Origin of the sequence: Nitrosomonas sp., from assembly GCA_031316255.1 — a bacterium.
Lineage (GTDB): Bacteria > Pseudomonadota > Gammaproteobacteria > Burkholderiales > Nitrosomonadaceae > Nitrosomonas.
Map to the genome: position 1 here is coordinate 1,092,118 of JALDQW010000001.1, position 24,823 is coordinate 1,116,940.

At 41.8% G+C, this 24,823-nt stretch carries 16 protein-coding genes; 9 read left to right on the forward strand and 7 right to left on the reverse strand.

Going from position 1 to position 24,823, the window contains the following annotated elements; genetic code table 11:
• Positions 1–400: 400 nt before the first annotated feature.
• The 4 genes from MRK00_05000 to MRK00_05015 form a co-directional block, all read right to left on the reverse strand.
• Complete coding sequence (locus MRK00_05000) at positions 401–1,663, reverse strand: D-alanyl-D-alanine carboxypeptidase (protein MDR4516730.1); 1,263 nt, start codon at positions 1,661–1,663, stop codon at positions 401–403.
• A 303-nt stretch (positions 1,664–1,966) separates the two neighbouring features.
• Positions 1,967–3,064, reverse strand: coding sequence for a carotenoid 1,2-hydratase (locus tag MRK00_05005; protein ID MDR4516731.1), 1,098 nt, complete (start codon positions 3,062–3,064; stop codon positions 1,967–1,969).
• On the reverse strand, positions 3,064–5,625 hold the full coding sequence (locus MRK00_05010; GenBank protein ID MDR4516732.1) for an ABC transporter permease: 2,562 nt from the start codon (positions 5,623–5,625) through the stop codon (positions 3,064–3,066). The genes MRK00_05005 and MRK00_05010 overlap by 1 nt, the downstream gene beginning before the upstream one ends.
• Complete coding sequence (locus MRK00_05015) at positions 5,622–6,290, reverse strand: ABC transporter ATP-binding protein (GenBank protein MDR4516733.1); 669 nt, start codon at positions 6,288–6,290, stop codon at positions 5,622–5,624. The genes MRK00_05010 and MRK00_05015 overlap by 4 nt, the downstream gene beginning before the upstream one ends.
• Before the next feature lie 287 nt (positions 6,291–6,577).
• Here MRK00_05015 and MRK00_05020 point away from each other — a divergent pair, with 287 nt between their 5' ends.
• The 9 genes from MRK00_05020 (at position 6,578) to MRK00_05060 (ending at position 21,429) form a co-directional block, all read left to right on the forward strand.
• A complete protein-coding gene (locus MRK00_05020) occupies positions 6,578–7,975 on the forward strand; it encodes a TIGR03013 family PEP-CTERM/XrtA system glycosyltransferase (GenBank protein ID MDR4516734.1) in 1,398 nt (465 codons plus the stop codon).
• A gap of 22 nt (positions 7,976–7,997) precedes the next feature.
• Entirely contained in the window at positions 7,998–10,067 is a 2,070-nt protein-coding gene (gene prsK / locus MRK00_05025; GenBank protein MDR4516735.1) for a PEP-CTERM system histidine kinase PrsK, read from the forward strand.
• Positions 10,068–10,394: 327 nt separating this feature from the next.
• The gene (prsR, locus tag MRK00_05030; GenBank protein ID MDR4516736.1) at positions 10,395–11,753 is read left to right on the forward strand and encodes a PEP-CTERM-box response regulator transcription factor; all 1,359 of its coding nucleotides are present in this window, start codon (positions 10,395–10,397) and stop codon (positions 11,751–11,753) included.
• 80 nt (positions 11,754–11,833) lie between these two features.
• Entirely contained in the window at positions 11,834–13,417 is a 1,584-nt protein-coding gene (locus tag MRK00_05035; protein ID MDR4516737.1) for an acyl-CoA ligase (AMP-forming), exosortase A system-associated, read from the forward strand.
• A gap of 591 nt (positions 13,418–14,008) precedes the next feature.
• The gene (locus MRK00_05040; protein ID MDR4516738.1) at positions 14,009–15,847 is read left to right on the forward strand and encodes an asparagine synthase-related protein; all 1,839 of its coding nucleotides are present in this window, start codon (positions 14,009–14,011) and stop codon (positions 15,845–15,847) included.
• Between the two features lie 24 nt (positions 15,848–15,871).
• Positions 15,872–16,672: a PEP-CTERM/exosortase system-associated acyltransferase gene (locus tag MRK00_05045; GenBank protein ID MDR4516739.1), complete on the forward strand. Its 801-nt coding sequence runs from the start codon at positions 15,872–15,874 to the stop codon at positions 16,670–16,672.
• A 100-nt stretch (positions 16,673–16,772) separates the two neighbouring features.
• Entirely contained in the window at positions 16,773–17,210 is a 438-nt protein-coding gene (locus MRK00_05050) for a substrate-binding domain-containing protein (protein ID MDR4516740.1), read from the forward strand.
• 160 nt (positions 17,211–17,370) lie between these two features.
• Positions 17,371–18,489 carry an OprO/OprP family phosphate-selective porin gene (locus MRK00_05055; GenBank protein MDR4516741.1) on the forward strand — a complete coding sequence of 373 codons (1,119 nt, stop codon included), beginning with the start codon at positions 17,371–17,373 and terminating at the stop codon, positions 18,487–18,489.
• A gap of 15 nt (positions 18,490–18,504) precedes the next feature.
• Positions 18,505–21,429, forward strand: coding sequence for an EAL domain-containing protein (locus MRK00_05060; GenBank protein ID MDR4516742.1), 2,925 nt, complete (start codon positions 18,505–18,507; stop codon positions 21,427–21,429).
• 18 nt (positions 21,430–21,447) lie between these two features.
• Here MRK00_05060 and MRK00_05065 read toward each other — a convergent pair whose 3' ends face one another.
• The 3 genes from MRK00_05065 to MRK00_05075 all read right to left on the reverse strand — a co-directional run bounded on the left by MRK00_05065 (position 21,448) and on the right by MRK00_05075 (position 24,819).
• Positions 21,448–23,478: a CopD family protein gene (locus MRK00_05065; protein MDR4516743.1), complete on the reverse strand. Its 2,031-nt coding sequence runs from the start codon at positions 23,476–23,478 to the stop codon at positions 21,448–21,450.
• Positions 23,479–23,483: 5 nt separating this feature from the next.
• Positions 23,484–23,900 carry a copper resistance protein CopC gene (locus MRK00_05070; protein MDR4516744.1) on the reverse strand — a complete coding sequence of 139 codons (417 nt, stop codon included), beginning with the start codon at positions 23,898–23,900 and terminating at the stop codon, positions 23,484–23,486.
• Between the two features lie 262 nt (positions 23,901–24,162).
• Positions 24,163–24,819, reverse strand: a complete 657-nt coding sequence (locus MRK00_05075; protein MDR4516745.1) for a hypothetical protein — start codon at positions 24,817–24,819, stop codon at positions 24,163–24,165.
• Positions 24,820–24,823 lie beyond the last annotated feature (4 nt).

The window sequence follows — 24,823 nt, forward strand, 5'->3', positions numbered from 1 at the left end:
ACAAGGGAGAGACCAACCGAGTGGATCATCTTGCGATGCAACATAAGCCAACATCTCGGAAATTGATCAGAATGGATTTGAAGATTAGGTCGCTCGTAAAACAGATCCGTTGTTGTCACTGTTTTGATTATTGATGAAAGCGCTTTTGCAAAGTATGTTTTCTCGGGAACGCAAATCAAATTTTGATTTGTGATACGTCAATTTCATTCAAAAACGCTTTAACTTTCTTTGTCAGAAACGAGAATGCCATCCATTTAACACAGACAGCAGACCAGCATAACCTGCTGATCTTAAATAGTGATTAATATTTTCAAGAAACCACATATGCTCGAATGATAATACTGTTTATGCGTATGCAGGGAAATATTGTGCTGGAAAATAGCAATTCCAATCAGGGATTTTAGCCATGCGACCGAATAACCATACAATCCATTCCTTGGCGCGATAAGCTTTGACACGCAGTATGAGCTTGATTTTTTTGCAAGCCAACCAACCGGGCTCGATACAATGTGCGATTGCTGATTTCCACTTCAACAACGGCAACCTCACCCGATACCCAGCGCGTAGCCGCTTTCGCTTGCGCCTGCGCGCGATCATGTTCGTAATATGAACCTATTTGCACTGCCCAATTTTCATTTCCCGTCAATACCGGTTTCGTCTGCGCAGCATGACCGCCAACCGCTAACTCACCCCGGAGTATGGCTGCCGGGTCCGGTTTGTTTTCTTCAAACAGGGCCGGTTTTACGACCGGAATGGGTGCTTTCATCACTAACATTCGCTTGCTTGCATTTTCAATCGCTCTTTTATTTTTTCTCGATTCAACCAACTGAGTTGTCGCGGCTTTTCTAAAACTTTGATCCAATAACTGCACCATATGCTGATCACGTGAAGCGGCGGTATTTCCACCCATCACTACTGCGATCACTCTTTGATCGCCCCGTTTTGCAGAAGTTGCCACATTAAACCCTGAAGCACGAATAAAGCCGGTTTTTAATCCGTCCACCCCAATAGTGTTACGAATCATGCGATTGTGGCTGTTGTATGTAACACCCTTATAACGGAACGATTGTGTTGAGAAATAATGATAATATTTGGGAAAATCTTCCATGAGTCGAGTGGACAGTATCACCATATCCCGCGCTGTGGTTTTTTGCTCTCTATTTGGCAACCCTGAAGCATTGCGAAATGACGTTGAACGCATACCCAGTGAGCGCGCCTTATCAGTCATTATTCGGCCAAAATTGGTTTCAGTTTGGCCCAGGGCTTCAGCGACCACTGCAGCCACATCATTCGCTGAACGTACGATTAATGCAGGAATCGCATCTCGGACACTAACCCTGTCACCCGCTCGCAACCCGATATTAGTCTGCGGCATGGATGCCGCATGCGCTGATACCGGCAGCAAAGAATCCATCGACAATCTGCCTTGCTCGATTGCCTCAAACAACATGTAAAGTGTCATCATTTTGGTTAGAGAAGCAGGATAGCGACTAGCATCTGCACTTGATTCATGTAGCACCTTACCTGTATCCGCATTAATTACAATCGAAGCATAGCGAGGATTTGCAAGGGCCTGACTTGCCGAAACAATTAAAGACACGACAATCAAAACAAAAAGCAATCCCTTTTTTTCTGTATGACCTTTAAGTTTAAACTCAAACATGGGCTTAATCCTCTCTTAAATGCAGCAATACTACATATTACTCGCAGCGTTTATAGTGTACATTTGTGCAAAACAGCCATCACACTCCGCTTACACGAATGTATATCAGTCAAATAAATGTTCCTAACAACCTGTTAAACACTTTTATCAACCCATTTAATATTTTAATTTTCCGGATTACTCCGCATTTGCCAGAAAAACCATAATAAATAATGCTTTTTCTGATTTAAAAACAGAATACAATATTAAAATTTTTTTTAAGTTTGCACTATAAAACAATGATTATAAACTAAACAAATATTTTTACAAATCTAAAGATTGCAAATAACCTGTCAACTCAAGATAGCCCTGTCCAGCTTTTTGCTCACCCCGGAAAACGGTTACGGCACCCTCCCAGTACACGGCACCTGTAGAGCTGCGCGAATCCAGCTCCTGATCATCAAATAATGGTTTCAATTGCCATTCAAAATCACCCGTACGCACATGCATTTCTACGGGGTAAGTGGCTTTTGTATGCGGAGATTCCCAAGTACGTTCCGGTATAAATTCGACTTGATCCGGATTAAACTGTATGACAGATGCTGTTGCATCACGAAATGTACCGTAAGCCCAAAGCTTTTCACCATTCTTCCCACGTATTTGAAAAGCCATTAACGCGGATCCATCGTCCAGATTCACACTTAACCAGTCCCATCCGTCTGCGCGGGGATCCAGAATCTCAGATGACCATTCGTGATCAAGCCAGGCATGACCGCTCACTGCAAGAGACTCCCCCTGATACGCAACCCTGCCGGATACACTCAAATGCGGCTCGCTATAGTAATAACTGGCTTGCGCTAAATTTGGCCCCTTACGGGAAAAACCTCGTTCCCCCTGAAGCATGATTTTCTGTGTCGGAATAAGCGATAATTGAAAACCAAACTTATCTGCATGTATTTCTGTTACATAACGCCCTTTCTTGTCTCTCGCAAAGTACCAATCATCCAGTTTTACATCTGTTTCTCCCTCTCGAGCATAAGCCAAATCAAATCCTTCGCGCGCTGCTTTTTCATCATAAATGAGCTGCTCCCTAGCTGGATCTGATAAAGCCGCGTGCGCAATAATCAATTGCTTAGGCGCAAAACGACTGGGGTTATCAGGATTATGATCAGTTGCGGAACGAAAAAAAGTCACCTGAAAACCAAGTGTCTTGTTGTCAGGTGTTTCTAACCAACCCGTAACATACCACCACTCGATACGAAAATCAGGATGAGCACCATAATCTTGCGGAAATACAATCTCATAATCAGGAACAACCGGTGTAAAACGTTGATCATCCGCGAATAATAATGAATGAGAAATCGCCAGCCAAGCCATCAATACGGCTATAAAAGCATGGGTCCTGTATCTATTAATTTGCATTACCAGTCCTCCCTAACCGCGCGTATGGCTCTACCCGAAACAGCACCGCGCCCTGCAATCAAAGCGGTAATCGATGCCGAAACCAGCATAATGCCAGCAAGCAATATTAACCAGATCCATGGCATATTAAGTTGCATGGTCCAGTGAAAGGATTGCGGGTTAACAATGAAAATCAATATCAGACTGATCCCCCAACCCAGAACAAATCCCAACATAACACCCAGCGTGGTTAGAAAACTGCCTTCAGCGGCCAGTATGCGCAATATTTGGCGACGGGTAACACCAATATGCCGCAACATACCAAACTCGTTCACCCGCGCAAGCATTTGTGCCGAAAAACTGGCAGCCACGCCCAACAGTCCGATAATCACTGCAACAACTTCCAAGAGATATGTAATCGCAAAACTGCGATCGAAAATCTCCAGGCTTTTATCTCGTATCGATTGCGATTGCGTTATTTCCAGTACATCCCCAAACGGTAATTGTTGCAATGCGGCATGCGCATCTGCCATGCTCGTATGTTCCTGCAACCACAAGGCGGCTGTATTGATGCTCAAATCAGCGGATAAACCCTGGTAATCCGATAATTGCATTTGCACAGCACCAAACTGACGGCCATAATCCTGCCAGACACCAACAACAATGAATGCATGCATCGCATCACCAACCGGCATCATTATCTGCTTACCAACTGTGTATCCATATAAATCAACCATTGCTTCAGATACCCATATCGGCCGCTCACCTTCAGACAACTGATCAAGCTCAATTGTCTCACCTGTTAAAGGCAACGTATTACCTGGATCCTTCTTATCTATGGGTCGCGCGATTACGGTAATTTCCGGCCTATCCGGATCCAGAACCAAATGCTGTACACGAAAAAAATCAATGCGCGAAAACTCAGGTAATTCTGCCAGGGGCTTTAGCTCTCCCGGCTGAAAACCGCCCTGTTTTCCACTGTCAGCAGCACGCACATAAAGATCGGCGGGCAGCACATGCTCCAGCCAGTTATTAACCGATACCCTAAAACTCAGTACCATAATCGCCATTGCAACCATCAGACTGAAACTGGACAACACACCACCCAAAGCAATCGAAGCCTGATTGGGCGCATTGGCCAGGCGCGCAAATACCATGAGTGCTGTCACATTTAGCTTGCCGCTGCTAATGAGGCGATTAACAACATCAAGCCAGAACGAAAAAAACCAGGTCGCAAAACCCGGCATCAATGCGATACCGCCTATCAGTAGAAAAACTATCGCCAGATATCCGAAAACCGGCAATTCAAAAACCGGCGGGAATTGCGTCATTAATATACCGGCACACAAACAGATCACCGCCGGCCAGGGTGTTGAAAGGCGATTAAGCGCACTATCCTGACTACCCGATTTCAGAGCGGCAGCTGGTTTAGCTCGTACGGCTTCTCGGGCAGGGAAAATACTTCCTAACAAAGTAACACTAACCCCTACCACAAAATACACCATAGCAGCACCTGGACTCATATGCAGATTAGGTTGTATGCCAGGAAAAAAACCACTTCCAAGATCACCGCCAAACAAATTGATTGCCAACGCTGCAATTCCATACCCCAAAGCAATCCCCGCGAAAGAACCGATAGAACCCAACACGACACTCTCCACGATGATCTGCTGTAACAACTGCTGCCGTTTAAAACCCAGCACACGCAACAACGCAAATTGATTACGACGGCGGATCACCGATAATGCTTGTGTGGAAAAAACCAGAAATGCTCCCGTAAATAATGCCACCAACGCAAGCATATTCAAATTAACACGGTAGGCGCGCGACATGTTGGCGACACGCACTTCCTGATCCGCAACTTCAGTCACAAAAAACTGTGCCCCGAGTTCTTGTTCCAGCTTTGCCTTAAAAGCACCATGATGAATCCCTGAATCGAGCTTAAGTTCGATACGGGAAAGTAATCCCAAATATTGAAAGCGCCATTGCGCCGCACCTATGTCCATAACCGCAATGCGCTGTCCTGCACGTGCTCGTGTAAGCCCACCCGCCACTCGTAAAGACAAGTTTTGCAACCCCACATTCAGTTGGAGCAGGTCATTCTGTTTAACCTGCAACCATTCCATGGCCGCTGGAGACAAAAAAATGGCGTCATCGGATAGACCATCCAATACTCTATCTTCGGCTGGAACACCCAATAAATCGGGTGAGATAGTAGCTGCCCGGAACATATCAATTCCGAGTATCCTCAGCTTGTGATCATTACTGCTTTCCAACCTGTCCGGCACAACCGCAGTAAACTCAAGCACGGGGTTAGCCTGGCTGACACCTTTGTATTGCGCCAATTTCGGATAAAGCAACTCATCAAACAAACCCTGTTTGTTATAAATCTGCAAATCCGACTGACCTGAAAGACTTTTACTCGCCGCCGAAAACTCACTGAAAGCTGCAGTATTAATCAGGTAAATTGAGAATCCCAGCGCCACCCCTAACGCAATAGCCATTATTGCAACGACTATCTGTACAAAACGGGCACGCCATTCACTCAACAGCAGCCAACAGGATAAAGACGCCATTTTCATGGGGACTTGCCGACTTGTTCAATCGGTTGCAAGCCCTGCTTGGTCAAAACCAGCACTGCATCAGCAGTAGCAGCCGCAGTATGCGAGTGTGTAACGAGTATGCCTGAAGAACCATTAATTTTGATTTCCGAACGAATGAGTTGAAGAATATCATGAGCCGTATCAGGATCCAGATTCCCAGTGGGCTCATCCGCCAACACAAGTTTGGGACGATGAACCAAAGCACGAGCGATTGCAACTCGCTGCAACTCTCCACCAGATAACTCATGCGAGAAATCATCTTTGCGCCCATGCAATCCAACTTCTGCCAGCATTTTTTCTGCGTGATCCACCGGCATATTGTTCAACAATAATGGCAACGCAATATTCTGTCCAAGCGTCAGATGCGGCAAAATATGAAATGCCTGAAAGATAAACCCTAATAATTTACGCCGCAGCATGGTCACAGAATCATCATCGAGTTTCGAAATTTGATTACCATCTATCAATACTTCACCGGTATCTGGAACATCCAAGCCCGCAATAAGATTAAGCAGAGTTGACTTGCCTACCCCGGATTCGCCCATAATGGCAATATATTGACCTGCTTTCAACGTGTACGTCAGATTGGACAACACCTGACAACCTTCTACATAGGTTTTACTGATATTTTTTAATTCAAGCATAGAAAAAATAATTCAAATAGGGTGATTACATATTCCGGCGCTGGCAAACTTACAACAGTTTAGTCTAAAATACATATCCCAATAGTCACTTAAGGTATAATCGCTAATCAACTGTACTGCGGTTTTGTTCCTAGAAAATCAAATTGCGCTTGGGTACACTGTGCCGTATTTCATTTCACTAAGCCACCTAAATTTTAAAGAACAGCATTATTCTTTGCGCAATATTGGTGCCAACATTTCATTTAAACTCAATAACCGAATATTTCATGTAAAGCTGGAGAGGAAAATTGCTAAAGATCAATAATCTTTATATTCCAAAAATTTCTGTTCTAATCGTCAGCATTGATTTTCTGCTTTTATTGATTGCTTTCTTCGGTGGAATTCACCTTCGGCTTGCCGTGGAATATGAAATGTCCACAATATTCTATAAGAATTTAATCGTTGAGGCTTTTATTTATGTTTTTGCCATGATGTCTAGCATGGCCGCCATGGGCATGTATCTCCTGGAGACACAGCGCGATTTGAACACAACATTATTCCGCTTCATGCCTTCAATTGCGCTATGCTTTGGATTAATGACTTTCATATTTTATGTCTTTCCAGAAACTTATCTGGGTCGCGGTACACTGCTATATGTCATGATTTTGTCTTTTATTGAAATCTTGCTCATTAGAGCTATTTTATTTAAAACGCTCAACATAGATATTTTAAGACCGCGCACACTGGTATTAGGAATTGGCAAAAATGCAAATGATCTTATTAACCCGAGAGGAAAAGAATCAGAATATCACCAGCCCAAAATTGTTGGATTTATTCCATTTCCCGGGGAAGAGCGTCATGTTCCAGCTTCTTTGGTTATTACTGGCAAACAATCTTTGTTTTCTCTCGCAGAACAATATAAGGCTGAAGAAATCATTATTGCTCCTCAGGAGAGAAGAGGCGGATACTTTCCTATTCAGGAATTACTGGAATGTAAAATGCACGGTATCAGAGTTATGGATATCGCGACGTTTTTTGAACGAGAAAACGGTCATATCCGAATGGATTCCTTATATCCTAGCTGGCTCGTTTTTGGCGGCGGATTTGATCAAAGCGTTTTAAGGTCAATAATTAAACGGATTTTTGATGTAATGGCCAGCACCACCCTACTTATCGTGACACTACCCGTAATGCTGGTTACTGCACTGTTGATTATACTGGGGGATGGCTTTCCAGTATTTTATCGGCAAGAAAGGGTTGGAAAAAACGGGCAAACTTTCATGGTTCTGAAGTTCCGCAGTATGCGCAAGAATGCTGAAAAAAATAAACAACCGCAATGGGCCACTTCAAATGATCCACGCATCACCAAAGTTGGCAATATTATTCGCAAATTGCGAATTGATGAATTACCTCAAATAGTCAATGTATTAAAAAACGAAATGAGTTTTGTTGGACCGCGCCCTGAACGCCCCTATTTCGTGGACATGCTCAATGCCCAAGTTCCTTACTACAGTGTCAGACACAGTGTCAAGCCTGGCATAACGGGCTGGGCTCAGGTCCGCTATCCCTATGGATCATCCGTTGAAGATGCGATTGAAAAATTGCAATATGATTTATACTATGTCAAGAATCACAGCCTGTTTCTTGACGTTATTATCCTCATTCTTACAGTGGAAGTGGTTTTACTGGGAAAAGGGAGCAGATAATCAAGTGCTTTAAAACAGATTTATGTGGACAGATATAGCGATCATCAGTTATTCAATAGCCGCGTTCGCTTTTTTTTTCCTGTCTCTTCTTTTATTGACGAGCTGGCGTGGCAGATTGTACGGCATGATGCTGACAGTTGCCTGCCTATTATCTGCGACATGGGCTACAGCTACGGCCATCAATATTGCGAGCGGCTATTCGTTTACCTCACTAACAAATATTCTTGAAATACTACGAAACGGCGGTTGGTCGGCATTTCTAATTGCTCTGATAGGTCCTTTTCAACCAAAAACAGACCTATCTTCTCCAAGAATTAGAGACTCCATAATATTCATTGCGTTAGTTTATCTATTTTTTATCTGCTACTCACTCTATTCATTCCAGGACGACTCCCTTGCCCCTGACATACCAATAAAAACGCTGACCGGCATAGTCGGATGGGTTTTGATGGCGATTATCGGCATCATTCTCGTTGAACAATTTTACAGAAACACACCTCCTGAAAACCGTTGGGGCATCAAATTCATCTGTCTGGGCATCGGTGCCATTTTCATTTATGACTTCTACCTGTTCAGTGACGCGCTTTTATTCAGGAACATCAATTTTGATATTTGGACTACACGAGGTATTGTCAATGCTCTGGTTGTGCCATTAATCGCTATATCAGCCGCACGCAATCCAAAGTGGGCAGTTGGGATTGCTGTTTCGCGCCAGATCATCTTTTACACCGCCGCATCTTTCGGCATAGCGATCTATCTCCTTGTAATGGCCGGCGCGGGCTATTATCTTCGGTTTTCCGGTGAGAAATGGGGCATCGTTTTACAAGTAAGCTTTTTATTCGGCGCGATCATCCTTCTGATTGGAATTTTGTTTTCAGGCACTATCCGTTCATGGCTGAAAGTTTTTATTAGCAAACATTTTTATAGTTACAACTATGATTATCGAGAAGAATGGCTTCGCTTTACACGCAACTTATCAGAAGAAAAAGGCGGATTAAAAGAACGCGTCATACAGTCTCTTGCCCAACTCGTCGAAAGCCCTGGCGGTGGATTATGGTTAAAACATGAAGCAGGACATTTTGTACCCATCCAACAATGGAATATACCCTTAATCAAGGATACTGAAAAACCTAAGAGTTCTCTGTGCCAATTCCTGGAACAAAAAGACTGGGTCATTGATTTAAAAGAATATCAAACGAATCCTGAGAAATATACGTCGTTGGTTGTCCCGCAATGGCTCCAGAGCCTCACAGACGCATGGTTTGTTATTCCATTGATCCAACATGGAAAGCTATTCGGCTTTGTGGTACTAATCAAACCCAGAAGCACAATAAAGTTAAACTGGGAAATCAGAGACCTGCTTAAAATTGCAGGCCAGCAGGCAACAAGCTATCTGGCACAAGAACAAGCTTCTCAGGAGTTAATGATAGCCCGTCAATTCGAATCATTTAATCGCATGTCAACATTTGTGGTTCATGATTTAAAAAACTTAATTTTTCAACTCTCGCTCTTACTTTCGAATGCAGAGAAACATAAAAACAACCCTGAATTCCAGGATGACATGATTCAAACTGTAAATTTATCGATTGGCAAAATGAGACGCCTACTCGAAAAACTGAGCAACGGCCATACACTGGACCAGCCAGACCAAGTTTCTTTGAATCAATTACTGCTAGAAATAATTGAAAGCAAATTAATTTTTGAACCCCGGCCCAAATTTGAAATATACCACTCCGATTTGCACATTTCCGCGGACAGGACACGATTAAAACGTGTCATCAGTCACATCGTGCAAAACGCAATTGAAGCCACACCAAAAAACGGCACAGTCGAGATTCGTTTGCACCGCAATAACAATGAAGCAGTTATCGAGGTTCAGGATACAGGTCATGGCATGAGTGAGAAATTTGTTCAAGAACGTCTGTTCAAACCATTTGAATCAACCAAATCCGCTGGCATGGGCATTGGCGTTTTTGAAAGCAGGGAGTATATACAAGAAATTGGAGGCAAACTGGAAGTATCCACTGAAGAATCAGTAGGCACGACATTTTATATTATTTTAAAATTACTTAACGAAAACGATAACATATAAATACCTTTAATCTTTAATTAAAAGACAACTATCATGCTTGTTCGAAAATAAGATTTTGAGATCAGTCTATAAAATACTTAACTCGCATCAGAAATTTTACTGTAATCCTAATTTACCAGGAGGCTGTCCGAGAATAGTGATCGTAGCGAGGGGAAGCAATTTTGAGACAGATTTTCTGAATATTTGAGGCTAATAGTTTTTCTACTTAAAGAAAATAGTCGGAAAATTAGCCAAAATAGCTTTTCCACAGTAAAGCAATCTATTTTCGGACAGCCTGCTAAGAACAGTATCGAACAAACGGTAGCAAATTACACACAGGTAAAACATATGTCGGAAAATCGGGAAAAAAAGAAATTATTAATTATTGAAGACGATCTCGGTTTACAAAAGCAATTACGCTGGAATTTTGATAATTATGAAGTCTTGGTCGCTTCAGATCGTGAAAGTGCTTTAACCAAAGTCAGACGACATGAGCCTGCGGTTGTAACAATGGATTTGGGATTGCCTCCCGATCCAGATGGCGCTACCGAGGGACTGGCAACGCTGCAACAAATACTTGCGCTGAGACCAGATACAAAAATAATTGTTCTGACAGGAAACCAGAATCATGCCAATGCATTAAAAGCAGTAGAAATGGGCGCATATGACTTCCATCAGAAGCCGTTTGATCCCGAAATGCTAAAACTGGTCGTTGAACGCGCATTCTATTTACATGCACTACAACAGGAAAACCGCCGCTTAAATGAGGCCCAAAGCAGTTCTCCAATCGACGGCCTGATAACGCGTGACCCTGAACTCTTGAAAGCATGCCGAAATATTGAAAAAGTAGCGCCATCAGATGCTACAGTCATGTTACTGGGAGAAAGCGGTACGGGTAAAGAAGTATTGGCACGAGCACTGCATAGTCTGAGCAATCGAAGAAAAAAACGCTTTATGGCCATTAATTGTGCCGCTATTCCTGAGGCACTTTTGGAAAGCGAATTATTTGGATATGAAAAAGGTGCGTTTACGGGCGCTTCAAAACAAACTGTGGGCAAAATTGAACTCGCTGATGGCGGTACTTTTTTCCTTGATGAAGTAGGCGACCTACCATTCCAGCTGCAAGCAAAACTGCTCCGCTTTCTACAAGAAAGAGTGATTGAACGCATTGGCGGACGGGAAGAAATTCCAGTAGATGTGCGCATTGTCTGTGCGACCCACCAGGATCTCAATAAACTAATGGAAACAAGCCAGTTTCGCGAAGATTTATATTATCGCCTCAGTGAAATTGTTATTACAATTCCACCGGTAAGAAATCGTATCGGCGACGCTGTGCTGCTTGCTCACTATTTTAAAAACAAATTTTGTGCAAAGGAAGGAAAAGCCACTTTAAATTTCAGCCAGGAAGCATTGTCTGCAATCGAAAAGCATCAATGGACCGGAAATGTGCGAGAAATCGAAAACTGTATCAAGCGCGCTGTCATTATGGCTGAAGATTCAACAATTACCGCGCAAGACTTGGGATTAAAAACTGACGATGCTTTAACCGAACCGCTCAATTTGAAAACTGTACGCGAACAAGAAGAATGCAAAGCGCTTGTTAAAGCATTAGCGAGAGTTGACGGAAATGTTGCTCAGGCCGCCAAATTATTGGGTGTCAGCCGCCCCACGATTTACGACTTAATGAATCGATGCGGCATCAAATAAACAGGACGCTTTTTATTAAAACACCATTGTCGTCCTAACAATTGAACTACAATTTTAATCATTTCCAAAGGGCCAAGAATGTGGCTAATTTAGTACATCAACTCATTTATCAATCAGCAAATAACACGCCCAGTAATGAGGCAGTATCTTATCAAGGCAAGAAAAAGAGTTATGAAACGCTGGCCTTAGAGATAGAACAATTGTCGGCGGGGTTTCTAAGCGCCGGATTAGATCGTAACGAACGCCTTGCAGTGTATATGGAAAAACGCCATGAAACTGTCAGCGCTTTATTCGCAGCCAATGCTGCGGGCGGAGTATTTGTACCCATTAATCCACTACTAAAACCCGAACAAGTCAGTTATATCCTGAAAGACTGTAATGTGCGCATTTTAGTAACCTCAATTGAGCGATTTAAGTTACTGACTGAAATTCTGCCATCTTGCCATGATCTTCATACCGTAATAGTTGTTGATTGCAAAGAAGAAGTCCCAGAAATTCCAGGGCTTAGCATAATCAAGTGGTCAGATATTTCTTCTGCACGCACAGTACTCAAACCCCACCGTGTAATTGATGAAGACATGGCTGCGATTCTTTATACTTCCGGCAGTACCGGAAAACCCAAAGGCGTCGTGCTCTCACACCGCAATATCGTTGCTGGCGCAAAAAGTGTCGCAGAGTATTTGAAGAATCAGCCAAATGATCGAATCCTATCCGTGCTGCCACTGAGTTTTGACTACGGCCTAAGTCAACTGACAACTGCTTTTCATGTCGGTGCGGCCAATATTCTCATGAATTATTTGTTACCGAGAGATATTATCAGAACTGTCGAAAAAGAAAATATTACTGGACTGGCAGCAGTTCCGCCATTATGGATACAACTGGCTCAATTAAATTGGAATAAAGTCAAGACATTACGCTATATTACTAACTCGGGTGGAGCAATGCCGCGTACCACACTCGATCAGCTTCGTAATGCGCTACCGATTACACAAATTTTTCTGATGTATGGCCTGACAGAAGCGTTCCGTTCAACTTACCTTCCTCCAGAAGAAATTGAACGACGACCGGATTCGATTGGCAAAGCCATTCCCAATGCCGAAATACTGGTTCTTAGAGAAGATGGCACACATTGCGTACCGGGAGAACCAGGAGAACTGGTCCACCGCGGCGCACTTGTTTCCATGGGATACTGGGGCGATATTGAAAAAACATCTGCATGCTTTAAACCTATTGGCTCCCGTCAGAATGGCTTAACCATTCCCGAACTTGCAGTCTGGTCGGGTGACACAGTGCGTATGGATGAAGAAGGTTTTCTTTTCTTTATAGGCCGGCGCGACGAAATGATAAAGACTTCGGGGTACCGGGTAAGCCCAACAGAAATCGAGGAAGTCATCTATGCAACGGAAAAAGTTGGTGAGGCTGTTGCGATTGGCATACCTCATCCTGTACTCGGACAAGCCATCCTGGTTATTGCAACGCCACGAAACGGAATACTTGAGGCGGAGGATTTATTAACCACTTGCAAACGTCATTTGCCTTCCTTTATGCAGCCCAGTTATATTGACATCCGCAACAACAATTTACCTCGAAGCCCAAACGGTAAAATTGACAGAAAATCCCTTTTTCAGGAAATGCAGCATTTATTTATAGAAAACCAATCATGACACGCATCCAAAAAAACCATACAGCATGCTACCAACTTCCAGCACTAAGCAGTTGCATCGAAATCTCGACTACGCTACTTTCTCACCTATCGCATAATGTTTGCAGCCTTATTTATACTTTTGGCTGGAGAATGACACGGAAGCGCACCCAATTTCGATGCAAATCACTTTCTGAATTAGAATAATCTTGATTTCGGTAGTTTAAAAACCTTGATTAATGGTATTAAGCCGCTACTTCTGGTGAAATTTGATCTGTAAGGACGTAATATAGGAAATAGATCCGAAAGGAGAAATGATTCTTATTTCAACTTTCTTGTGAGTAACTTTAGATTTAACGACTGACTTAATGATGAAACAAAAGTGAAAAAAATGTATTATTACTTTATAATCATATAGTTATGATTGACAGGAATTTCCATAGCCTTTCTCTGCTGCACTGTACAAGTGGCAATCACAGTCCAGCTATTTGATAAAAATCAATACGAATTATTATTAATCATAATTCCATCAAATAATTGATTATAATAAAATATTGTTTAGCCACGCTGTATTAATCTAGGCATCTACGAATAAAATTTTAGGAGAACCAGAATGGGAGGTATATGCGGTTGGACAGACTGCAATTTTACGGCTGCTGAAAGCAGTACGCTTCTTAAAGAAATGATCAAACCAATTGCGCAGCATGACAACCGCTCACTTCAAATGATTTTTGGCGAAAAATCTGCACTTGCGGTAATTGGTCACTCTGACAGTGTACATACCTACCAGGACCATGGCGTTATGGTAGGGTTATGTGGACAAATCAGCTTTAAAAATATTCTATCGGACCGGCATGTTGGTTCCAAAGATGCTGCAAAATTCTTTATGGAGCAGTGGCAAATCGATGGCGCAAAAATATTAAACGCTATTTCCGGTGAGTTTATGCTATGCGTCATTGATGAAAACAAGAATCAGCTGATTCTCGCCGTTGATCGTATGGGAACAAGGTCACTGGCCTATCAAGTCAATGGCAAGCATTTAATTTTTTCTTCCTCGCTAGATGCCATTATTCGGCACCCACATGCCCAATCAGAGATCGATACACAAAGTATATTTAATTATGTGTACTATCATATGATCCCAAGCCCGGGAACCATCTATAAAAATCTGCGCCGGCTGCTACCCGGAGAATATATAACCTTTCAGAATAGTACGATTGAATCCAATCAATACTGGAAACCCACTTTCAATGAATCGAGTCAGCGTTCTTTTGAAGATCTGAAACTTGAACTACATGCGCTATTAAGATCCAGCGTTCGTGACGCTATTGGCAATGAATCCGTGGGGGCTTTTTTAAGTGGCGGAACTGACAGTTCAACGATTGCTGGCATACTTGGCGAAGTTACCGGAAAGCCGGCATTGACGTACTCAATAGGGTTTGAAGCTGAAGGCTATGATGAAATGGAGTATGCGCGTATTGCTGCGCGTCACTTTTCCACGAAACATCACGAATACTATGTAACACCCGATGATGTGGTAACAGCAATTCCCCAGATAGCCAGTATTTTTGATCAACCTTTCGGTAATGCGTCCGCCATACCCGCCTTTTTTTGTGCTCGCATGGCAAAGGCTGATGGCCTTGGTAGAATTTTAGGCGGTGACGGCGGTGACGAATTGTTTGGTGGAAATGAACGCTATGCCAAACAATATTTGTTTTCTTTGTATACGCACCTGCCCACTGTCTTGCGAAGGAAACTTCTTGAACCCTGGGCAAAAACTGTGTCGGGAAAGAATCTCATACCCCTGTTTCGAAAAGCATATCGTTTTATAGAACAAGCAGCAATACCGATGCCAGCACGCATGGAAACCTATAACCTGCTTGTGCGCCATGGTTTTACATCCGTTTTTACGGAAGAATTTCTTGCAAATGTGGACACTACTTTTCCTGAATCTTTAAATAATGAAACTTACCATCAGGTTGAAGCAAAAAGCCTTACCAACCAAATGCTAGCATATGACTGGAAATTCACACTTGCGGATAATGACCTGCCAAAAGTTGTAAAAGCGTGTGAACTTGCTCAAATGGATGTCGCATTTCCGTTAATCAGTGACGAAATGGTATCTTTTTCTTGCCAACTCAGGCCTGACTTTAAAGTACAAGGCACCAAGCTACGTTATTTTTTTAAAGAAGCGCTAAAGGACTTTTTACCCAGAGAAATCATTGTCAAACAAAAACATGGTTTTGGACTACCTTTTGGTGTCTGGCTGCAAGAACATGCGCAACTTAAAGCACTAGCAGCTGACAGCCTGACAGATCTTAAATCTCGCAATCTGATCCGCGCTGATTTTATAGATACTTTACTCAAGCAACACTTACAAGAACATGCCGGGTATCATGGTACTTTGATCTGGGTATTAATGATGTTGGAACAATGGTATAAGCCACGTTAATCTATTTAATGAAAAAATTTTGTAATGAATGATATTTATAGTACTTTTAAGAAATCCTTCAATTTGATTGAAGCAAATACGCCTGAATTGCTTCTTAAAGTATATCAGTTGCGCTATCAGGTCTTATGTATACAAAATAATTTCCCTGATATGCATGCGGCGGATTATCCTGATGAATTGGAAAAAGATGAATATGACGAACGCTCAAGTCATATATTGATACAGTTTATTCCAACGGGCAAGTTTATTGGTACGGTTCGCCTGATCCTGCCTGACTCATCAAATCCAGACACTTTATTTCCCCTAGAAATACATACCGAGATAGACCCTAATCTTTATATTTCAAACAACGAAACAAGAAAGCAAACTGCGGAAATTTCCCGTTTCCTGGTTTCGTCAGATTTTGATCGAAGAAAAAAGGACCGCCGTAAATCCGAATCGCCGACTAACCAACAAAATAATACTGAAAAAAAACAAGAAGCAGGTAGTGCCGTTGAAAATGACCGGCGTAAAGGAGATGACCGACGAAAAGGAGACCGTCGCTCCTCGCTTAATTTATACGTTGTTCTTATGGCCGGCGTAGTGCAGATGACAACCAAACATAATATGCAGTACTGGATTTCTGCTATGGAACCAGCATTAAATAGGCTGGTGAGTTTCTCCGGATTAAATTTCAACCCCATTGGTCCCGTGATCGATTACCATGGTCGTCGTCAACCTTATTCAGCAAAAGTGTCTGACATTTTACTTAGAACTTACAAATTTCATAAAGGAGTCTGGGATGTCATTACCGATCGTGGCAAGTATTGGCAACCAGAAAAATAAAGTATCAAAAACCATTTAATTTTTTATTTACCATTTATGTGATTGCTGCAATCATTTAAATTCTGCAAACTCATGTTATAAATGGATTTCAAACGTCATAATGCTTAAACGTAATACAAGCTATTTTTGTATTCTGCTGACATTATTTTATTTTGTCGCAACTGATGTTATGGCTGATAGTCATTATCAGATTGTGACGCACCCGGATGTCAATGAATCAAATATATCTAAAAATTATTTACGTGCAATTTTTAGTATGCGGCTTAGAACTTGGCCAAATGGCGTAATCATTAAAGTTTTTGTGCTTCCGGATGACCATAAGCTACATCATGAATTTTCAAAAGAAAAACTAAGTTTATTTCCCTATCAACTACGCCAATCATGGGATCGCCTAGTATTTTCAGGCACAGGCCAGGCACCGACAACGGTATCTTCAAATGAAGATATGCTGAGTAGAATCATGAATACACCAGGTGCCATCGGATATTTAGAGACCACTTATGTCAATGATGAAATCCATGTACTCCAGATTAAATAATCGATCATTCTTTGTTTCTTTTAAACAATTTAAGATTGCGACGATCATTCTTCTATTCAGTTTGTGGGCTTACAGTTTATCCGCATTGGCTCAAGAAGAAAAAAACAATGATTCCTTGAATGGAAATTTAACGTCATCAAGCCAATCTGTAATGAGAAACATGTTGGATAATCTTCAGATACAAGGATTTGCAAGTCAGGCGTTTATAGCGACATCAGCGAACGATGTGTTCGGAAATACTGATGAAGGCGGCAGCTTTGGTTTTACTGAAGTGGGGCTAAATGCCTTGTTCCGTCCCTTGCCAAGATTGCAGTTATCCGGTCAAATGCTTTCGCGCCGTGCCGGCAGGGATAACTCAGGCCAACCCCGTCTCGATTTTGCATTTCTGGACTATAGGTTATACTCGGAAGGCACCAACCAATTTGGTATTCGCTTTGGGCGTCTGAAAAATCCTTTTGGATTTTACAATGACACCCGCGATGTCGCTTTCACGCGCCCAAGTATTTTGCTGCCACAATCAATTTATTTTGACAGAACCCGTAACCTGGGGCTTTCGTCAGATTCAATACAATTTTATGGCGAAACCTCTCTTGTTGACTGGGGCGATTTATCCTTTCAATTCGGCATAATCCGTCCGATTGTGGATGATCGTGATACTACAGCTTCGTTAATCAGGAATCAGGTTGGCGATCTATCCCCGGATGTTTCGCTGATCGGACGCGGTCTGTATGAAAGCGCCGACAAGCGTTTAAGGCTTGCTCTCAGCGGCATATGGCTGAATGTAGACTACAAGCCTGGTATTGACGATCAATTAGGGCCGGGTTCAATCCAGTTCTCCCCTATCTATGTATCGGCGCAGTATAATACTGAACGCTGGAGCCTGACATCGGAATATGCAATTAGACACTTTCATTTCAGAAACTTCAACGACCCAAGATTCGACAGCCTGAATTTTTATGGAGAAAGTTTTTATTTCCAGGGTGAATTTCGTTTAAATCACAAATGGGAAGCGTTAATTCGTTATGACGTTCTCTTTACAGACAAAAGTGATCGTGACGGAAGCAAATTTGCTGCGCTAAACAGAGGACCTGCACATACACGTTTCGCAAAAGATCTAACTGTTGGTTTACGTTGGAACATCACGCCCAGAATTATGGCACGGCTAGAATATCACCGAATAAATGGAACAGGCTGGCTTTCACCATTAGACAATCCAGATTCAACGACTACATCAAAGAACTGGAATCTTTATGCGGCACAACTGTCTTTCCGTTTCTAGATTTGAATAACTCCAATGTCACAAGTTATCAAAAAAGAAACTTTTGCCGGGCAACCACCAGATACCCGAGACAGCACATTTCTTAGTTTTAAGTGGAAAATCACATCGTTTAGCAGCCTGATTCTATTAGCTGTTGTTTTATTGTTCTGTTTTGTGAGTTATTTAGGACTTGTTGCCAATTTTAATGACCAACGAAATCTCGAACACAATCGATTTGAAAGAGAAATTGAAAGCCTTATTGAACGGTTGTCACGTGGATTACGCCAACAAGCTGAAACAATTCCTTTTCTGGATGGAATGGGTGAAGCTTTGCTATCAGATGATAATGAAAAAATCAGCAAAATTTTTGACCAACATTGGACATTGCTGCATTTTCACAATGGCGTTGAGTTTGTACGCTTTTATAATCCTTCGAATGAATTAACAGCTGACTGGGGCATTATTGAATCCAGTCCACATGACAATGAAATTATATTGGAATGGGTTAAACAAGTTAACAAAAACGAAATTCCGATCAATCCATTATTATGTAGAAGAAATTGCATCCAGCTTACAGTAGCGCCGCTATTAATCGAAGGTCGTACAGGCGGCATCGCGGTTATCGGCGTTTCCCTCGCAGATGCACTGCTGGCATTCAGACGCATATCAGGCGCTGAGATTGGTTTATTGTTATATGATTCCGGATCCAGTGCTAATTCTTATTATATTGAACCATGGAAAACTTTCGTTGCAGCACTGACCAATAAAAATGAAAGTTATAAAATTTTAAACAAAGCCGCAAAAATTTATCCATCCATTGACAGTCTAAACGATGTTGTTCAGATCAGTTCGGAAAAAAATCACCACCAGATAAAACTCTATCCATTGAATTCTGAAAATTCAAATAGAGCGTATCTGATTGTCATTTCCGATGTCACTTCAGCAGTTAACAATATCTATGACTCAATCTGGAAAATTGCATTAATTGGCCTTCTCGGACTTGCTATCTCAGAATTTTTTTTATTTGGTATTTTTACCCGCTTGCTTTCCCGTCTAATGGATGTTTCCTATACCTTGCCGTTATTGGCAAGCGGGCAATTTGAAGATTTCCGTCACTCACTTAGGCTAACAAAGAAAAAACAGTTGTACAGAGACGAAATCGATACGCTTTATGATGCAGCTGTGAAGCTCTCAGTTCAGCTGGAAGATCTGGAGCAAAAAGTTTCTTCTCGAACAAGACTGCTTATTGAACAAAAAGACGAATTGAGCAAAGAAAGAGATTTTGTCGCCAACTTACTTGACACTGCTCAGGTCATCGTTTTGACACAAAACACAAGCGGTAAAATCATTTCAATGAATGCTTATGGAGAAATGCTCACCTATTACTCAGAGGCAGAACTAAAAAATACGCCATTTTTAAATATTCTTGTATCTGACTACGATTCACATGAATTGTCCATACAATTAGATGAAATCAATGGAGGACTAAGAGAACAATTGCGTCACGAGGCAATTACCCATTGTAAGGACGGAACAACGCGTCATGTCGCCTGGCTACATTCGCGGCTGTCCTGGAACAGCATTGATGATCCCTCCATTTTATCAGTAGGTCTGGATGTCACCGAATACAAGCGGGTTGAAGGACACCTGGCCTGGCTAGCCGATCATGATCCATTAACAAATCTTTTTAATCGACGCCGTTTCAGTGAAGAACTTGAACAGGCAATTAGCCGGTCCGACCGATATCATCATCCAGGTGCATTACTCTTTTTTGATCTGGATCGTTTCAAATACATTAATGATACCAGTGGACACCAGGCGGGTGACGCACTACTCAGAATGGTTGCCGGAATGTTATTGCGTACTATTCGCTCTGATGACATATCAGGTCGCTTAGGTGGGGATGAATTTGCTGTTATTCTACCTGAAATAAATACTGAAGGCGCCATCGAAGTTGCAAAAAAAGTTCTTACTCATCTGAGTGAAACTCAACTAACAATTAATGGCCGTACACATAAAGTTTCAGCGAGTATCGGTATAGCACTTTTTCCAGAACATGGAGAAAACGTCCATGATTTGTTGGCAGCAGCAGATTTATCCATGTATCAGGCAAAAGATACTGGACGTAACGCCTGGTATTTATTTTCTAAGGAAGATAGAAGTAGAGAACGTGTACAAACACTAGTCTACTGGAAAGAGAAAATCGAATACGCACTTTTGCATGACAGCTTTATGCTTTACTTGCAACCCATCATGAACATTCAAACTCAAGAAATAAAGCACTACGAAGTTTTACTGCGTATGCATGATTTTGATGGTTCAATTTTGTCGCCCGCCGGATTTATTTCTGCAGCTGAACATACCGGACTAATACATGCAATTGATCATTTAGTTTTACACAAAGCAATTACCCAGTCCGCAAAAATTAACCAGAATGGAAAAAACGCCATCAGTTTCTCCATTAATTTATCCGCTCATGCATTTAATGATCCCGAACTATTACCAATCATAAAACAGGAACTGGTTAGTCAAAATGTTGATCCTAAAACACTTATGTTTGAAATTACCGAAACTGCAGCACTAGAAAACCTGCCAGGAGCGCGCGCGCTTATGAGAGAAATCAAAGAATTAGGTTGTGGCTTTGTACTAGATGACTTCGGCGTAGGTTTTTCTTCGTTTTACTATCTAAGGGAGTTACCGGTTGATGCGGTCAAAATTGATGGCTCATTCATACGTAATTTAGCTGATAATGAAGATGACCAAATTCTAGTCAGCGCATTATGTAGTGTAGCAAGTGGTTTTGGCAAAAAGATAACCGCAGAATTTGTTGAAAACGATCAAATTTTTAAACTACTTCGAAGAATGAAAATTGATTATGCCCAAGGCTATTACATTGGCAAACCCGCACCCTATAACACGTATTTTCCACATTCTGAAACTCGTTCGATAATTGAATCGTAATAGCGTACGGGTTTACTTTTATCTAATATACTCACCTGCCTTGGCAGGGTTCAAATTTTCCTTATTTAATAAATCTATCTGTTTTGCAAGCAGATCGATATTGCTCCAACCAGATTTATCCGCCGATGGAATCCATCGTGCACGTAAATAGCCATCTCGATCAATCAAAAACTCCATATGATCAGGTGTTGAACCACGTCCTAATAAATCGGCGTGACTCATTGTTCGGCGGTATAAAGAATAGCTTTCCGCAATCTCTGACGCGCCTTGCGTCACCAGTGTAAAAGGCAATCCCGCTTCTATTTCGGCATGCGCCTCAGATTTCAGTTCTTGAGTCGGAATTGCCAAAACTGCTATATTTCGTTCATTGAGTTTTGCGAAACTTTGTTTGAGCTGATCGATTCGTGCTTCAGATTGCGGCCAAGAAAAAATGATTAATAGCACAGGGCTTTTATCACGAAATTCTTGTAGAACACCACTCGAACCGTCAAGTCCACCGTAAGAAAAAACCGGTGGAACAACATTCTTTCTGTTGGGTATAATTTCTGGCGATAAAATTCGTGACTGGTAACCGCGGGACAAGGCATAAACATAATTTACCAAGTCCCAACGTTCTTCTTCATCCAGTTTATCAGCGTAACCGGGCATATCGGTATCTTTCATACCAAATGAAATCCAATGGTAAAAATCACCGGGAGTATGTTCAACAGTATGAGGTTCGGTCAGCATATCCGGCAACACTGTAGACAATGTTCTCGACTTGATACCATTTCCCATTCCTTGATATCCATGGCAATCTACGCAATGTTCAGAATAAAGTGCTGAACCATATGAAATAGACATTGCATCAAAGGGAATGGGAGGTTTCCGATAAGTCTCAGGATATGCTTCAATTGTTAAGGGTGGCAATGCTACAGCCAATCCACTAAGAAACAGCACTCCTGGAATTGTCACAAGCTTTTTCATGCCCCACTGTGCTGTTCGGCCAAAATACAAAACGCCCAAGGCTACACCAATTATCGCCAATCCACCCCATACTAATGTAGCCACATTTTCACCGCCCCATGTTGCAATAATCGAGAAACGAAAAGTGAATGGCCATTCCTCGATTACAGCATGTTTTGCAGGTGTCGTATTATTAGCAAGAATCGTGGCAATTAATACTAGAATCATGGCTAAAATAAACTCAATTCTTACCCATTTTCGCATCCCAGATGCACTATCCTTGGTTTCCTGGCTACTATTACTACTGGAAAACAATGGCAACCAATATGACCGTATCTGCGTAGCAATTATCAAGATAAGACACAGTAATAGTAATTTCGCATTCAACAACAAGCCATACGGTGTTGCCACCAGCGCAGCATATTTATCATCAAAAATACGATCTCCTACAATAAGCCCAGTGACCACAATAAGTAGCATTATGGGCAATGCCATCGCAGAAAATCGCTTTAATATTTGAATGTCAACAAGACTTGATTTCCTGCTTTTCACTTGTTGAACGTACTCATACTTCAATAATAATAAAGCAGGTAAACCGCCCAACCAGATGCCCGCAAATATGATATGCAACGCATAAGGCATAGCATTCGAAATAGACAAACCTTCTGCAACAGAATGACTGACCATCGCGTCCGCAACCAAAGGAAATACTGCCATCACAGCACAAAACATATAACGCCAGCGCGTTCTATTGCTTTTACGAAGATAAATAACTGACGCCATTAATAACATGGCAGCAATCATATGACCGATCCATATTTGTCCGGTGCGCGTATCACTGACAAAATTTAACCATACCCCTGGTTGTGATAATTTGTCTATACCGCCTGTAACATGTGCTATTGTAGTTGCGAGGATAATGACAAGGCCAATAACAATACTGATCGCCAATTTTGGAAATAATCTTTCTAGTTTTTCAACCCACTGTGCAGAATATGGATTGTTGCCAATATTTGCAATAACCAAAAATACACAACTGCCCAATACAATCAAATTTGCTGCAAGCTGGAACCAGCGTGCAGCTATTGCAATGACTTCTAGCATTTATTTTAATTATTTTTTATTCTAAAACTGTAGTCTGATTCTACGACATGTCCATCTACAGACAAAACACGAAATTGTACTTTATAACTGCCTGGCTCCAATTCCGGCATAGCGAGTATGACCGATTTTGGATCTTCCTCTACAGCTTTGGGCTCATCCACCGATACGGTTTTACCATTTGAATCCAGAACCGCTACAGATGCATATGCGGTTTCAATCTCTTCATTGAACCAAAGTTGTATTTGTGCTGGAGATTTAGATAGTGAGGCTCTTCTCGGCGGATCAGATTTAACTAGAGATGCATGTGCCCAAACAGTATTGGCTTGCATCAACGCTACCAATAGGAAGATATATATTATTAATTTAACTGAATTTCTTATAGTTATACCATTGCATTGTTCACTTAGCATTTTGTTTACCATTTTATCTGCACCGTTGACGAAAGCTTGATTAAAAACTGTTTTGAGTTTATAGAATAAATCGAGTTCCTACATTTATATTTTGGAAGTAATTTGTTTATACTCCATAAACATTTAATTTCTGCAATTACATTATTATTTATCCATATAAACAATGCTATAGCGTGATATTAAACAAAATTTAAAGAATAAATGTCGTACAGAAATATTTGTATTTTATTATTTTAAGCTCTGCAATCTAGAATTTTTTATATAAAGAAGAAGCTCACGCCGTCCTTTTTTTTCTTCGGGTAGCCATCCAGTTTTTGAAACGCTTGGATTTGAATAATTTGTAGCCAATTAAAGTCAGCAACACCAATCCAACAACAGGGCCTATCGAAGCCCTGAATACTTCTGCATAATTGACCATCTCAACGCGCAAATGATAGAGATACTTCAGCGGTTGCACGCCATCGACAGTTATGACCAATAGATGCCTCCCCTGCTCCAATACCTGATGCGTGTTAATTACACCATCGGCATATACGGATGCCCTTATATTTGCCAGTACTTCACCGTCTTCTTCTCTGCTACCTCGCACCAGTTTCACCCCTATCGGCATTTCACGCAATATCGGGTCAACCAGATCCACGACAAGCACCGTATTGCCCGTCGCAGGTATGTCCGTACAATAATGCCCAGCTTCGTCAACCTGCGGTTGATAAACACTTAAATGTATCATGTTCTCACCTATACGGCGCATGCAACTGTCATCTTCCAGTTCTTCTGCTCCATGCCCAAATACCGCGCCTGTATACAATGCCGCAACTAATACCGTAACTGCTGCGCCCATTTTCATGGTTCGCTTTAACACATCCATTACCTCCTGATCAGAGTACTTCGCCCGCTTCTTCTCGCCTGCCGCACTCCGCTTATCTTTCATTTCT

Bases quoted from the DNA above. Each gene is read 5' to 3' on its own strand.
- MRK00_05000 (MDR4516730.1), bottom strand. From the start codon at position 1,663: ATGTTTGAGTTTAAACTTAAAGGTCATACAGAAAAAAAGGGATTGCTT.
- MRK00_05005 (MDR4516731.1), bottom strand. From the start codon at position 3,064: ATGCAAATTAATAGATACAGGACCCATGCTTTTATAGCCGTATTGATG.
- MRK00_05010 (MDR4516732.1), bottom strand. From the start codon at position 5,625: ATGAAAATGGCGTCTTTATCCTGTTGGCTGCTGTTGAGTGAATGGCGT.
- MRK00_05015 (MDR4516733.1), bottom strand. From the start codon at position 6,290: ATGCTTGAATTAAAAAATATCAGTAAAACCTATGTAGAAGGTTGTCAG.
- prsK (MDR4516735.1), top strand. From the start codon at position 7,998: ATGTGGACAGATATAGCGATCATCAGTTATTCAATAGCCGCGTTCGCT.
- prsR (MDR4516736.1), top strand. From the start codon at position 10,395: ATGTCGGAAAATCGGGAAAAAAAGAAATTATTAATTATTGAAGACGAT.
- MRK00_05040 (MDR4516738.1), top strand. From the start codon at position 14,009: ATGGGAGGTATATGCGGTTGGACAGACTGCAATTTTACGGCTGCTGAA.
- MRK00_05045 (MDR4516739.1), top strand. From the start codon at position 15,872: ATGAATGATATTTATAGTACTTTTAAGAAATCCTTCAATTTGATTGAA.
- MRK00_05050 (MDR4516740.1), top strand. From the start codon at position 16,773: ATGCTTAAACGTAATACAAGCTATTTTTGTATTCTGCTGACATTATTT.
- MRK00_05055 (MDR4516741.1), top strand. From the start codon at position 17,371: ATGTTGGATAATCTTCAGATACAAGGATTTGCAAGTCAGGCGTTTATA.
- MRK00_05060 (MDR4516742.1), top strand. From the start codon at position 18,505: ATGTCACAAGTTATCAAAAAAGAAACTTTTGCCGGGCAACCACCAGAT.
- MRK00_05065 (MDR4516743.1), bottom strand. From the start codon at position 23,478: ATGCTAGAAGTCATTGCAATAGCTGCACGCTGGTTCCAGCTTGCAGCA.
- MRK00_05070 (MDR4516744.1), bottom strand. From the start codon at position 23,900: ATGGTAAACAAAATGCTAAGTGAACAATGCAATGGTATAACTATAAGA.
- MRK00_05075 (MDR4516745.1), bottom strand. From the start codon at position 24,819: ATGAAAGATAAGCGGAGTGCGGCAGGCGAGAAGAAGCGGGCGAAGTAC.